Genomic DNA, 12,957 nt, shown 5'->3' on the forward strand with positions numbered 1-12,957 from the left:
CGGCGCCGATGTCCAGCCCCGTCGCCAATCGCCCGCCGCCCCCTTGCATCGGGCTTCGCGGCGGGCCAGATAGCCCGCGAAATGGATCCCCTTCCCCTACCCGAATGGACGATCGAGTCCGCCCTTACCGACTATGCCGCCGCGCTTGCCGACATGGAAGCACGCGCCGCGGCGATCCATGCCCGTGAAGCAAATGAGCGCATCTGGCTGCTCGAACATCCGCCGCTCTATACCGCCGGGACCAGCGCCGATCCGGCCGAACTGCTCGATCCGCGCTTTCCGGTTTACGATGCCGGTCGCGGCGGGCGTTACACCTATCACGGGCCGGGTCAGCGCGTCGGCTATGTCCAGCTCGACCTTGCGAAGCGCGGACGCGACGTGCGCGCTTATGTCTCGGCGCTCGAAGGCTGGGTGATCGATGCGCTTGCGCTGTTCGGTGTCGGAGCCCGGCGCGCCGAGGGGCGCATCGGCATCTGGACCGACGATGCCGAAGGCCGCGAGGCAAAGATTGGCGCGATCGGGGTGCGCGTGAAACGTTGGGTGACAATGCACGGTTTTTCGTTGAACGTTGCGCCCGACCTCACGCATTTCGGCGGTATCGTGCCGTGCGGTATCGCCGAGTTTCCGGTCACCAGTCTCACCGCACTGGGAAAGCCCGCAACCTTCGCGGAGGTCGATGCGGCGCTGGCCCGGACCTTGCCTGCCTTTCTCGACAAGCTCGGACCGACAGACTAGGGAGCTTGGCATGACCCGCATTTTCCTCGCCACGCTTCCGATGCTCGCTCTAGCCGCCTGCGGCGGCGGCGGCAGCACGGACAAATCGACGACCAAGCTCGACGCGGTCGAGGTTCAGCCCGGATCGATCAGCGATTCGATGATCATCCTCGACGATGTCGCGGGCGACGGCACCGCGGTCGACAACAGCGTTCCCGACGACGGCACGAAAAAGGATTCCGCCAAGGCGGACGACGAACGCGCCGGAGAGGATGCGGCGGAGGGCGATGACGAGGCGGCCAACCCTGAGGCCGTTCCCGCGCCCGAAGCAAAAAAATCGCTCAGCGCCGAGCCCGCGACCAAAAAAGGCGAATAATCGACGCCTCAACGCAGGCCCAGATTCTTGTGCGTCTGGAGCGAGAGGCGCCAACGCGGATCGGCCATCACCAGATCGATGCACGCTTGCACATTGGCGGCGGCGTTCGGATCGTCGAGCGGCTGCACGAGCAGATGGCCGAAATCGAGGCCGGCGAGCTGCTCGACATCGCTACCCGGCTGCGGCCAGACGAGCTTGAGCTCGTCGCCGCTCGTCTGCACCAGTTCGCTGCCCGCCTTCGGGCTGACGCAGATCCAGTCGATACTGCGCGGGATCGGAAATGTGCCGTTGCTCTCGATGGCGATGCTGAAGCCGCGCTCGTGAAGCGCGTCGATCAGCGCCGTGTCGACCTGCAACATCGGCTCGCCGCCGGTCAGCACGACATAGCGGTCTTCGTTTCCTTCGCCCCAACTTTGGGCAACAACGTCAGCCAGCGCGGCGGCATCGGAATATTTGCCGCCAAGCGTCCCGTCGGTGCCGACGAAATCGGTGTCGCAGAACCGGCAGATCGCTTTCGCGCGATCCTTCTCCCGCCCCGTCCACAGGTTGCAGCCGGCAAAGCGGCAGAAAACCGCGCGGCGCCCCGCCTGCGCGCCCTCGCCCTGCAAGGTCAGGAAAATCTCTTTAACCGCATAAACCATCGGTCAGGCGTATCGCGTCGGATCGGTGATTCCCGCATCGGCGAAGCCCTTGCTGCGCAGACGGCAACTGTCGCATTCGCCGCAGTGCAGACCGTCAGGGGTCGGGTCGTAGCACGACCAGCTCATGCCCGCATCCATGCCGAGGCGCGCTGCCTCGGCCGCGATATCGGCTTTGGTCATATGCTGGAGCGGCGCGTGGATGCGGAACGCCACGCCCTGGTCGCCATCGCGCGTGGCAAGCGCGGCGAGATTTTCAAACCCTTGGATGAATTCGGGACGGCAGTCGGGATAGCCCGAATAGTCGAGCGCATTGACGCCGATCACGATATCCTCAGCTCGCCGCGCTTCTGCCAGACCGAGGGTCAGCGACAGGAAAATGAGGTTGCGCGCAGGGACGTAGGTGACGGGAATGTCGATGCCCCCCTCAACGCTGCCCGCGCCGTCCTTCGGCACGTCGATATCGGCGGTCAGCGCCGACCCCCCAAAGCGGCGAAGGTCGAGCGGCAGCACGATATGCTCGGCGGCGCCGACATAGTCCGCGATCCGCCCGGCGGATTCGAGTTCGACGCGGTGGCGCTGGTTATAATCGATCGTGAGCGCTACGACGCGCGCGCCAGCTTCGCGCGCGAGGCCCGCACAGACCATCGAGTCGAGCCCGCCCGACAGGAGGACGATCACCGTTTTTCCGGAAACTTGCTGCATCGGCGCCAGATAGGCCTGTGCCGCGGGGCGTGCAAGGGCTGAGCAGCGCCAAAAGAAACGGGCCGCGTGACGCTGTCCCACGGCCCAGTTCGGCATGAAAGCCGTTAGGGAGAAGACACACAACAGTATGTCATGACACGGTCTAGCCCTATATGGTTAACAAGCCGTTAGCGGCTGCCGGATTTCAGCAAGCGCCGGCGCGGCGGGCCTCGATCGCCTGCGAGAAGGGCTTGCCATCGGCGATCCCCTGCGTATCGATCTGGACAAGCCGGTTCGTCTCGCTGCGAATGGTGGTGCGCCCGTGCCCGGCGCCGGGACAAGTGTAATGTACGGTCACCGACTGCGGGGTATCTTCGATGATATAGCGCGAGCAGGTCGCGCGAGGGTGATATATCTGGATCATCCGCCGCGCGTCGCCCACACAAATCGTTTGAAGAAGCGTGCTCTCGCCGCGCTCCCGAAGCTGCCAGCTTCCCTTTTCAAGCCGGTCCAGCATCGCCAGCGACGGCGCCTGCGCCGGCACCGCCGTCGCGCCGGCGAGGGCGCACGCCGCAATAGAACATCGAAACAGGGGAGAGAAGATCGCCATTTTTACCTATCCATTGGCTGCCCGCGCACAGGCTGAATTTGCGACCCCGTTGTGTCCGAGGTAGCAAGCCGACAGAGGGATTTCAACCGACTGGCGCCAAATCGCGTCGCTTCGCCGCGCGTCCGTCAATGATCGTGCATCGAAATGTCGCTCAGCGGGATTGGAAAGAAGCGCGAGCAAAAGGCGCAATCGACGACGATATTCCCTGCCTCGTCCGCCATTTCGGCGCGTTCGCTCTCGGGGAACTGCGCCAGCACTCCCGCGAAATAGTCCGTGTTGCACCGGCAACCGCGCGAGACCGCGATGCCGGGCTCGACCCGCACCTCGTCTTCGTGGAACAAGCGCCATGCCAGCGTCTCGAGCGAGGTGGCGGGATCGGTCAACTCCTCGGCCTTCAGCGTCGCTGCGATCGTCTTGGCATGTTCCCATTCGGGATTGTCGTGACGGACATGCAGCCGGTCGCGGCCAACCTCGCCTTCGGGAAGATGCTGGAGCAGCAACCCGCCCGCAAGGCATCCCGCCTCGGGATCGTGGCGCGCCGCGAGTTTGATCAGGCTGGGGATTTGTTCGGATTGTTCAAAATAATGTTCGGCCGCTTCGCCGATCGACGTGCCTTCCAGCGGCACGACGCCTTGGTAGCGTTCGCCGGTCGTCGCTTGATCGAAGGTGATAGCAAGGAACCCTTCGCCGAACAGCGCGAACAAGGTGGGATCGGCACCGACCTCGGCCAGCCGTTCCGCGTCGAATTTGAGATAACCGCGCAGTTCGCCGCCGCGATAATCGCAGACGAGCAGTTCCACCGGGCCGCCGCCGGTCTGCGCCTGCAACGTCATCTGGCCATTCTCGTCCTTCAGCGTCGAGCCGAGCAGAACCGTAAGCACAAGCGCTTCGGCCAGCAGTTTTTCGGCAACCGGAGGATAATGGTGCGCGCCGATGATAGTCCGGAGAGTCGGTCCCAGCCGCACCAGCCGTCCCCGCACATGGCGTTCGGCGATGGTGAACAGCAGCGGTTGGTCGAACCAGGTTTCGATGATGTCACTCACGGTTTCGAACTCACAATTTCCCAAGCGCCCAAAGAAGGATCGACTTCTGCGCGTGGACACGGTTCTCTGCTTCGTCCCACACACGCGACTGCGTCCCGTCCATCACCGCATCGACGACCTCCTCTCCGCGATGCGCGGGAAGGCAATGAAGGAAGATCGCATCACCCTTGGCGCCCGTCATCAGCCGCTCGTCGACTTGGTAGGGTGCCATGGCCGCGAGCTTGTTATGCGCATGATCCTGCCCCATCGACACCCAGGTATCGGTGACCACGAGATCGGCGCCCGCCGCGGCTTCGCGTGCATCGCGCACGATGTCGATGCGCGATCCGTTAGCGCGCGCGGCATCGACGAAGCCGGCGTCGGGCTCATAGCCCTGCGGCACGCCCACGCGGACGTGGAAGCCGAAAAGGCCCGCCGCCTCGATCAGCGAGGCGAGGACATTGTTGCCGTCGCCGAGCCATGCGAGTTCAAGTCCGGGCAGCGCCTTGCCGCTTTCGACTACGGTGAGCAGGTCAGCGACGATCTGGCACGGGTGCGAGAGGTCGGTGAGCCCATTGATCACCGGGACGCTGGCATATTCGGCCAGTTCCTCGGCCTTCGCGTGGTCGTCGGTACGGATCATGATCGCATCGGCATAACGCGACAGCACGCGCGCGGTGTCGGCGATCGTCTCGCCGCGCCCGAGCTGGGTCACGCCCGCGTCCATGATCATCGGGACGCCGCCGAGCTGGCGGATCGCGATGTCGAATGAGGCGCGCGTGCGCGTCGAATTCTTCTCGAACACCATCGCAAGAACATGGTCCGCAAGCGGCCTGTCGGCGTCGGGCTTCGCTTTCGGCCAGCCCGCGCGCGCTGCCTTGCGGTCGATCGCATCGGCGAGCATCGCGGCGACCGCATCCCCGCCCGCGTCGGACAGGTTCAGGAAGCGCCGCATCACGCTTCCGGCGGCGTGTAGCTCGCCGCGCCCGCCGACAGTTTTTCAATGAATTCCGCAATATGACTGTCGTCGATGTTGAGCGGCGGCAGCACGCGCACGACATTCTCGCCCGCCGCGACGGTCAGCAGCCCGTGATTGTCGCGCAGGTGCGCGACGAAGGCGCGGCTGTCCGAGTTGAGCTTGACCCCCAGCATCAGCCCAACGCCCCGCACACTGTCGAACAGCTGGTCGTGGTTCGGAATCAGCTGTTCGAGCGCGCCGCGCAGGCGCTCACCGGTTGCCTTGACCTGATCGAGGAAGCCGTCTTCGAGCACGACGTCGAGCACCGCCTGTCCGGCAGCACAAGCGAGCGGGTTGCCGCCGTAGGTCGACCCGTGCGTGCCGATGACCATGCCGCGCGCAGCCTTTTCCGTCGCGAGGCACGCGCCCATCGGGAAGCCGCCGCCGATGCCCTTGGCGCTGGCCAGGATGTCGGGAGTCACGCCGAAATGCTCATAGGCATAAAGATGCCCGGTCCGCGCGACGCCGCACTGGACCTCGTCGAATACCAGCATCAGGTCGCGCTTGTCGCAAATGTCGCGCAGGGCCTGCAGGAAGGGCTGCGACGCCGGACGGATGCCGCCTTCGCCCTGGATCGGCTCGACCAGGAAGCCCGCCGTGCTATCGTCGACCAGGTCGAGCGCGGCGTTGATGTCATCGAACGGCGCATAGGCGAAGCCAGGCAGCAGCGGGTCGAACCCCTTGCGCAGCTTTTCCTGATTGGTGGCCGAGATCGTTCCCAGCGTGCGTCCATGGAAGGCGTTGTTGAAGGTGATGAGCGTATGCTTTTCGGCGTTGCCCGCACTCGAATGATAGGCGCGCGCGGTCTTGATCGAACATTCGACCGCCTCGGCGCCCGAGTTGGTCAGGAACACCGTATCGGCGAACGTATGTTCGACGAGCCGCGCGGCATAGGCTTCGCCCTGCGGGCTGCCATAGAGGTTCGACACGTGCATCAGCGTCGCGGCCTGATCCTGGATTGCCTTCGTCAGGTGCGGGTGGCCGTGACCGAGCAGGTTGACCGCTATGCCGCTCGCGAAATCGAGGTAGCGCTCGCCGCGCTCGCCGATCAGATACGCGCCCTCGCCTCGCACCGGACGCACACCGCACCGGGGGTATACGGGCATCAGCGGCGTGATCGTCATGGCAGGCACCTTTCAGTCAAAAGTAAAAAGGCGACCCCAAAACGGGCCGCCCTTGGTCGGACCGCCCCTATACTGCCGCTGCCGGAGCCGCGTCAACACGGGGGGCGCCGACGCGGCGCAACCAAGCGGCCGGAGCCGCGTTCCCAGCGATGATGTGGCGCGCCTCCCTTCTTCCCCTGTTGCTGGCCCTTGGCGCCTGCGGCGCCTTGCCGCGCGATGCTGCGGGAACGACCGAGCGGATCGCGCGCGAGCATGTAATGCGCGTGGCGGTTCTGCCCGGGACCCCGGATGCCGCACCTGCCGTCGCGCTGCTCGACGCCTATGCAGCCAAGCATCGCGCACGCCTGATGCTGGTCGCAGCGCACGGCGAGCACGCGGCGCGCCAGCTGGAGGAGGGTCGTATCGACGCGCTTGTTGGCCATTTCGCGAAAGCTTCGCCATGGATGACCGATATTTCGCTGTCGAAAGCCGTGGGACGCCGTGAGCCCGACGACAGCCGGCAGCCCGTGCTACGCATCGCCCGCCGGAATGGCGAGAATGCCCTGATCCTTGCAACCGACCGGGCCATTGCGGCGATGGCGCAATGAGCCTTCACAGCGGCATTCCAAGCGCGATCGCCGCCGATGTCGGGCGCGGCGAACGGCTCGAACATTGGACGCTCGGCTGGATGGCGAGCGTGGTGCTGGTGATGTGGCTCGTGATGGGCGCGAGCCAGGCGATGAAGGCGGCGGTAATCGAAGATTTGCTCAGCCTCGTTCCGGCATTCGTCTTCCTGCTGTCGGTGCATTGGGAACGGCGTGGGCCGAACCGGCGCTTTCCCTTTGGCTATCGCCGCGCGAACAGCCTTGCGTTCCTCGTCGCCGCGACCGCCTTGCTCTCGGTCGGGGGCTTCCTCGCCTATGAAAGCGTCTCGACGCTGATAAAGCAGGAGCATCCCAGCGTTGGCGGCATCACCCTGTTCGGGCACACGATCTGGCTCGGCTGGCTGATGATTGCGGCACTCGTCTATTCGGTCGTCCCGCCGATGATCCTCGGCCGCATGAAACATCCGGTCGCCGAACGCATCAAGGATAAGGTGCTGCATACCGACGCGCTGATGCAGAAAGCCGACTGGCAGACAGGGCTTGCCGGTATCGCGGGAATCATCGGCATCGGCATCGGTTGGTGGTGGGCCGACGCGACCGCTGCGCTTTTCATTTCGCTGTCGATCATCAAGGACGCGGTCGGCGCGCTGCAACAGGCGGTTGCCGAGTTGCTCGACGGCACACCGCGCGCGCTCGATTCGAACGCGCTTTCCGACGATGCGAAGTCCCTGGCAACCACGCTGAAAGCGCGGTTCGGCGATGTCGACATACGGCTGCGCGAAACGGGGCGCTATATTGCTGCCGAGGTCGATTGCGCGTCGCCGGCGGATATTCCGACGGCGGCGGATTTGATGGGCGACGATCTCGCCTGGCGCCTAGCGAGCCTGAGTTTCCGCCCTGAACCCGTCGAGGCGAACCCCTAAAGCGTCTTCGCCGCCTCCATCGCAAGCGCGACCGAATGCTTGCGCGCATCATGATCGTACATCGACGATGCCACAATGATCTCGTCGACGCCGGTTCGCGATCGAAATGCCTTGAGACCCGCCGCGACATCGTCGACCGTCCCGACCGCCGAGCATTGCAGCACATGGTCGAGGATGGCGCGCGCGTTGGGCGGCAGACTGTCCTTGTAGCCCGCGAGCGGCGGCTTCATTTTCCCGGGATTGCCGGTGCGCAAAGCGACGAACGCCTGCTGCTGCGACGAGGCAAGCAGTTCGGCCTCGTCGCGCGTGTCGGCGGCGAAGACGTTGAACGCCGCCGCGGCATAGGGTTCGGACAATTGCTCCGACGGCTTGAACTGCCGGCGATAGATGTCGAGCGCCTCGTCGAGCGCGTCGGGCGCGAAATGGCTGGCGAAGGCATAGGGCAGGCCCAGCATCGCTGCAAGCTGCGCGCCGAACAGGCTCGACCCCAAAATCCACAGCGGAACATTCGTGCCCTCGCCCGGCACCGCACGGATGCCCAGCCGGTCGTCGCCGGCGAGAAAGGCCTGCAATTCGACGACATCCTGCGGAAATTGCCGCTCGTCGCTCGCAAGGTTGCGGCGCAGCGCCCGCGCCACAACGCCGTCGGAGCCGGGCGCGCGGCCGAGCCCCAGGTCGACGCGGCCGGGGAACAGCGCCTCCAATGTTCCGAACTGCTCGGCAATCACCATCGGCGCGTGGTTCGGCAGCATGATCCCGCCCGCGCCGATCCGGATTGTCGAGGTCGCCTGCCCGATATGCGCGAGCACGACCGAGGTCGCGGCGCTTGCGATCCCCGCCATGCCGTGATGCTCGGCAACCCAGTAGCGTTCGTAGCCGAGCGTCTCGGCGTGCCTTGCTAGATCGGCTGCGTTGGCGAGCGACTGGGCGATCGTGCCGCTATCGGTGACGGGCACGAGGTCGAGGAAAGAGAGTTTCGTCATGAAACCGATATGCGGTGGGCGCGACGCAGGTTCAAGCGCACCCCTTCACGGGCAGCGCGAAGAAAAACTACGCCCGCTCGTCCTTCGGCGAGTCCATCAGCACATACGTGGTGATCGAATGAACCTGCGGCAGCACCCCCAGCACCTCGGTATGGAAATGCTTGTAGGATACGAGATCCTCGGTCTCGACACGCAGCAGATATTCGATCGTGCCGGTGATATTATGGCATTCGCGCACCTCGGGCGCCTCCGCCATCGCCGCCTCGAAATCGGCCTGCGACTTCTTCGTATGCGATGACAGGCCAACGGTCACATAAGCAAGGAAGGTCAGCCCGAGCTTCGCAGGGTCGATCACCGCCCGATAGCCCTTGATCACACCGCTGCGTTCGAGCTCCTGCACGCGGCGCAGGCAGGCAGATGGGGAGAGGCCGACGCGATCGGCGAGTTCGAGATTCGAGATTCGCCCGTCGCGCGACAATTCTTGCAATATCTTGCGGCCAATTGCGTCGATCTTGATCATGGATTGCATAATCTAGCCGAATGCGGTCCATTTTTGCAATCCGCTGGGCATCGAAACGCATTATGTTGCGCGAATGAACCATACCACCCTCGCCGCGCTCTCCGCTTTCGCGCTCGTCTCGTCGATCACACCGGGGCCGAACAATATGATGCTGATGGCGTCGGGCGCCAATTTCGGGCTGCGCCGCACGGTGCCGCACGCACTCGGCGTCGGCATCGGTTTCACGCTGATGATCATCCTCGTCGGCGTCGGGCTGATGGGGCTGTTCGACCTGGTCCCGGTGCTGAATATCATATTGAAGGTGGTGAGCGTCGCCTATCTGCTCTGGCTCGCGTGGAAGATTGCGAACGCCGCGGCACCCGATACGTCAGGCAGCCTGCGCGGCAAGCCGATGAGCTTTCTCCAGGCGGTGCTGTTCCAGTGGGTGAACCCCAAGGCCTGGTCGATGGCGCTCACCGCGATCGCGCTTTACGCGCCCGACCGCAATTTCGCCGCGGTGCTGCTCGTCGCGGTGATCTTCGGCCTCATCAACCTGCCCTCGACCAGCCTGTGGGCGGTGATGGGCATGTCGCTGCGCGGCTGGCTGTCGAGCCCGGCGCGGCTCAGGGCGTTCAACTGGACGATGGCGGCGCTGCTCGTCGGATCGCTCGCGCTGCTGATCTGATTGCAAGGTTTCATCGCGCAACCTAAAGACGGGCTCCCCTCCCCCTGACCGGAGAACGAGCCATGCAAAGCCGCCGCCTTGGACGAAGCGCCATCCATGTATCCGACATCTGCATGGGGACGATGACCTTCGGCAGCCAGACCGACGAGGCCGAGGCGTTCCGCATCCTCGACCGCTGTTTCGACGAAGGAATCAATTTCTACGACACCGCCGAAGGCTATCCGGTGCCGCCCGATGTCAAATGGGTCGGCCGCACCGAGGAGATCGTCGGGCGCTGGATGAAGACCAAGCCGCGCGACGCGATCATCATGGCGACCAAGGTATCGGGGCCGAGCCATGTCTGGTTCAAGTCGCCGTGCCGCGGCGGCATGACCGCGCTCGACCGCCACAATATCATGCAGGCGGTCGACGACAGCCTGACGCGGCTCCAGACCGATTATATCGATCTCTACCAGACACACTGGCCCGACCATGACGCGCCTTATGACGAGATGATGGATGCGCTCGACGAACTCGTCCGCGTCGGCAAAGTTCGCATCCTTGGCTGCTCGAACGAAACGAGCTGGGGGCTGATGAAATCGCTCGCGGCGTCGGAAAAAATCGGCGGTGCGCGCTATCACACGATCCAGAATAATTTCAGCCTCAACAACCGCCGCTTCGAGGACGAACTGGCGCAGGTGTGCCGGCAGGAGGGCTTCAGCCTGATCCCCTACTCGCCGCTGGCAGGCGGCGTGCTGTCCGGGAAATATCAGGGCGGCGCAACCCCCGAGGGAGCGCGCTTCTCGCGCTACCTCCAGATGGAAGGGCGCCAGGCGGCGATGGGTCGCCGCTTCGTCAACGAAAAGAGCCTTGCCGCGACCGAACGCTATCTCAAGATCGCGGCAGAGGCCGGGCTGCATCCGGTCACGATGGCGACCGCGTGGTCGAAACAACATGATTTCGTCGCGTCGACGATCGTCGGCGTCAGCACCTATGATCAGGTCCAGCCGATCCTCGATGCGATGGAATTGGTGCTGGAGGGCGATTTGATGAAGGCGCTGCACAAGGTGAGCAAGGACATCCTCTACCCGATGGGGTGACCGCTCGGCCATTGGAGGATCAACACATCTCCGACCTGCAGCGCACGCCACGCCTGCGACAGCCGCTCGAAATCGGCAAACACGCGCGATTGCGCGGCGTCGATCCGCGCTCGCTCGTCGGCGCTGAGCGAGGAGCGTGTCCGTTCCGCCTCGCCGAGCGCCGCGCGCTGTGCTGCGCTGTCGGGGCGCGTGCTGCTGCGCCAGCCGATATCGAAGAGGAAGGCGGCAAGTTCGGACAATTCGCCCTCGCGGCCCTGCGCCTTGATCAGCTTCGCGCCCTTTGCGACCTGTTTGCGCGCCGCGCGCTGGCGCTGCTTTGCCGACAGGGCGCCGTCCGCCTCGACATGGAAGGCACCCGCGTCGCCGCCCGCCGCGATCTGGCCGAACACGCCGGTCTGGAGCCCCAGCGCCGCTTCGACGACGAAATGCACCATGTCGTGCGGTAGGTCGGGATCGAAGCCCGGTGCGGGGTCCATCACCAATACCGGTAGCCCGGCGCGCTCGATGCGCATGCTGTAGCGGCGTTCGCCCGACCGGATGAAATGGACTTTCATGGCCCCCGCCTATAGGCTCCGCGGTGCTTCCACCAAAAGGATTTGCGATGACTTCTGCCCGCCGCGCGTTTTTCGCCCTCGCCGCCTTTTCCGCCATCATAGGCACCGCGCACGCGGCAAACCCGGTGATGTTCCGCGATGCGGGCTGCGGCTGCTGTCTCAAATGGCTCGAACAGGTGAAGGCGTCGTTCGGGACGAAGGCGACCATCGTCAATTCGAAGGATATGGGCGCGGTCAAGGACAAACAGGGCGTGCCGCAGGCGCTCAGAAGCTGCCACACGGTGCTTGTCGGCGGCTATGTGATCGAAGGGCATGTCCCGGCAAAGGAGATCGCCCGCCTGCTCCGTGAAAATCCGAAGGGCGTGAAGGGTCTTGCAGTTGCCGGCATGCCGATAGGGTCGCCCGGCATGGAACATGGCGACCACCGCGAAGCCTATAAGGTCATGACCTTCGGCCCCGGCAGCCAGCGCGTCTATGCGAGCTATGCCGCGAGCGGCGGCGCGCACGCGCACTGACCAAGGGCGCCGCGCATCAGCCCAGCTCGGCCTTGAACAACTCGAGCATTCGCCCCCACGCCTTTTCGGCCGCCGCTTCGTTGTAGGCGCGGCCGTCGGGCGGGCACCAGCCGTGCATAGCGCCTTCATAAACCTCGACCTCGTGCCAGTGCGGCGACGGCGCGAGGGCTCCCTTAAGCAAAACCTTCTCGTTGGGCGCTTCCTTGTCGTCATTTTCGGCGATCGCGAACAGATAACCCGCGTTGGTATCGCCGATCAGCAGGTGCGGACTGTCCGGCTTGTCCGTCGCAACGCCGCCACCGTGAAAGCTCGCCGCGGCGCCGACGCGGTTCGGGCGCAGCGCCGCGGTATAGATCGTCATCGCGCCGCCCATGCAATAACCGGTGGTGCCGATCCGCCGCTTCGTATCGACTTCGGGCTGCGCATCGAGAAACGCAAGATGCGCTTTCGCGTCGACCTCGACCGGCGCCCGCGTGAGCTGTTTCAGATAACCGAACAGTTTCTCGCGCACCTCGGGATTGCCCCAGTCGTTCGCGGCATCGACGACCGGCGATTGCTGCCAGCGGTAGAAGGGATTGACGGTCAGCACCGCATAGCCCTCGCCCGCCAGCCGGTCGGCCATCTGGCGAAAGGCTGGACGCAGCCCGCGAATGTCGGGCCACACCAGCACGCCGGGATACTTGCCCTCGGCGGGCGCGACGAAATAGGCGTCGCATGTGCCGTCTTCGGTCCTGATCGCGACGTCGCGCCCCTTCACGGGCTTACCCGCCATCGCGCGCGCCGGCAGCGCCGCGATCAACGCGCCGGCCCCCGCCAGCGCGGTAAAGCTGCGCCGCGCAACGGGCATTCCGGCACGGTCGAGGTCGGCTTCGGTATTTTCGGTGCACATCGCTTCTCTCCTTGGGGCGCTTTTCGAAAGCCGCAGAAAACTACTTATCTTCCTTATAGT

17 protein-coding genes are annotated in these 12,957 nt (G+C 64.7%); 7 read left to right on the plus strand and 10 right to left on the minus strand.

The window, feature by feature from the left end:
* Positions 1-81 precede the first annotated feature (81 nt).
* Together lipB and HDC35_RS01765 are read left to right on the plus strand one after the other, a co-directional pair.
* Positions 82-735 (plus strand): lipoyl(octanoyl) transferase LipB, encoded by a 654-nt coding sequence (gene lipB / locus HDC35_RS01760; RefSeq protein WP_184643135.1) that lies wholly within the window; start codon positions 82-84, stop codon positions 733-735.
* A gap of 10 nt (positions 736-745) precedes the next feature.
* Entirely contained in the window at positions 746-1,090 is a 345-nt protein-coding gene (locus tag HDC35_RS01765; protein ID WP_184643136.1) for a hypothetical protein, read from the plus strand.
* 8 nt (positions 1,091-1,098) lie between these two features.
* Here the strand turns inward: HDC35_RS01765 and queE are convergent, their stop codons facing one another.
* From queE to HDC35_RS01795, 6 genes are all read right to left on the minus strand, one after another.
* Positions 1,099-1,731, minus strand: coding sequence for a 7-carboxy-7-deazaguanine synthase (queE, locus tag HDC35_RS01770; RefSeq protein WP_184643137.1), 633 nt, complete (start codon positions 1,729-1,731; stop codon positions 1,099-1,101).
* Positions 1,732-1,734: 3 nt separating this feature from the next.
* A complete protein-coding gene (gene queC, locus HDC35_RS01775) occupies positions 1,735-2,433 on the minus strand; it encodes a 7-cyano-7-deazaguanine synthase QueC (protein ID WP_184643138.1) in 699 nt (232 codons plus the stop codon).
* 184 nt (positions 2,434-2,617) lie between these two features.
* On the minus strand, positions 2,618-3,022 hold the full coding sequence (locus HDC35_RS01780; protein WP_184643139.1) for a hypothetical protein: 405 nt from the start codon (positions 3,020-3,022) through the stop codon (positions 2,618-2,620).
* Between the two features lie 125 nt (positions 3,023-3,147).
* The gene (locus tag HDC35_RS01785; RefSeq protein WP_184643140.1) at positions 3,148-4,065 is read right to left on the minus strand and encodes an Hsp33 family molecular chaperone HslO; all 918 of its coding nucleotides are present in this window, start codon (positions 4,063-4,065) and stop codon (positions 3,148-3,150) included.
* Positions 4,066-4,075: 10 nt separating this feature from the next.
* A complete protein-coding gene (argF, locus tag HDC35_RS01790; RefSeq protein WP_184643141.1) occupies positions 4,076-5,002 on the minus strand; it encodes an ornithine carbamoyltransferase in 927 nt (308 codons plus the stop codon).
* Entirely contained in the window at positions 4,999-6,186 is a 1,188-nt protein-coding gene (locus tag HDC35_RS01795) for an aspartate aminotransferase family protein (protein WP_184643142.1), read from the minus strand. The genes argF and HDC35_RS01795 overlap by 4 nt, the downstream gene beginning before the upstream one ends.
* A gap of 149 nt (positions 6,187-6,335) precedes the next feature.
* Here HDC35_RS01795 and HDC35_RS01800 point away from each other — a divergent pair, with 149 nt between their 5' ends.
* Positions 6,336-6,773, plus strand: a complete 438-nt coding sequence (locus tag HDC35_RS01800) for a hypothetical protein (protein WP_184643143.1) — start codon at positions 6,336-6,338, stop codon at positions 6,771-6,773.
* Positions 6,770-7,693, plus strand: a complete 924-nt coding sequence (locus HDC35_RS01805) for a cation diffusion facilitator family transporter (protein ID WP_184643144.1) — start codon at positions 6,770-6,772, stop codon at positions 7,691-7,693. The genes HDC35_RS01800 and HDC35_RS01805 overlap by 4 nt, the downstream gene beginning before the upstream one ends.
* Here HDC35_RS01805 and HDC35_RS01810 read toward each other — a convergent pair.
* Positions 7,690-8,676: an LLM class flavin-dependent oxidoreductase gene (locus tag HDC35_RS01810; RefSeq protein WP_184643145.1), complete on the minus strand. Its 987-nt coding sequence runs from the start codon at positions 8,674-8,676 to the stop codon at positions 7,690-7,692. The two genes, HDC35_RS01805 and HDC35_RS01810, sit on opposite strands and share 4 nt — an antisense overlap.
* 67 nt (positions 8,677-8,743) lie before the next feature.
* Positions 8,744-9,196, minus strand: a complete 453-nt coding sequence (locus HDC35_RS01815) for an Lrp/AsnC family transcriptional regulator (RefSeq protein WP_184643146.1) — start codon at positions 9,194-9,196, stop codon at positions 8,744-8,746.
* A gap of 73 nt (positions 9,197-9,269) precedes the next feature.
* Between HDC35_RS01815 and HDC35_RS01820 the strand changes: the two genes are divergently transcribed.
* Complete coding sequence (locus HDC35_RS01820) at positions 9,270-9,860, plus strand: LysE family translocator (protein WP_184643147.1); 591 nt, start codon at positions 9,270-9,272, stop codon at positions 9,858-9,860.
* A 62-nt stretch (positions 9,861-9,922) separates the two neighbouring features.
* Positions 9,923-10,939, plus strand: coding sequence for an aldo/keto reductase (locus HDC35_RS01825; protein WP_184643148.1), 1,017 nt, complete (start codon positions 9,923-9,925; stop codon positions 10,937-10,939).
* Here the strand turns inward: HDC35_RS01825 and HDC35_RS01830 are convergent.
* The gene (locus HDC35_RS01830) at positions 10,924-11,493 is read right to left on the minus strand and encodes a hypothetical protein (RefSeq protein WP_184643149.1); all 570 of its coding nucleotides are present in this window, start codon (positions 11,491-11,493) and stop codon (positions 10,924-10,926) included. The genes HDC35_RS01825 and HDC35_RS01830 overlap by 16 nt on opposite strands.
* 47 nt (positions 11,494-11,540) lie before the next feature.
* Between HDC35_RS01830 and HDC35_RS01835 the strand changes: the two genes are divergently transcribed.
* Entirely contained in the window at positions 11,541-12,008 is a 468-nt protein-coding gene (locus HDC35_RS01835) for a DUF411 domain-containing protein (protein WP_184643150.1), read from the plus strand.
* Between the two features lie 16 nt (positions 12,009-12,024).
* On the opposite strand, the gene HDC35_RS01840 is transcribed toward HDC35_RS01835, so the two are convergent.
* Positions 12,025-12,897 carry a dienelactone hydrolase family protein gene (locus HDC35_RS01840; protein ID WP_184643151.1) on the minus strand — a complete coding sequence of 291 codons (873 nt, stop codon included), beginning with the start codon at positions 12,895-12,897 and terminating at the stop codon, positions 12,025-12,027.
* Positions 12,898-12,957 lie beyond the last annotated feature (60 nt).

Source organism: Sphingopyxis sp. JAI128 (genome assembly GCF_014207235.1).
GTDB lineage: Bacteria > Pseudomonadota > Alphaproteobacteria > Sphingomonadales > Sphingomonadaceae > Sphingopyxis.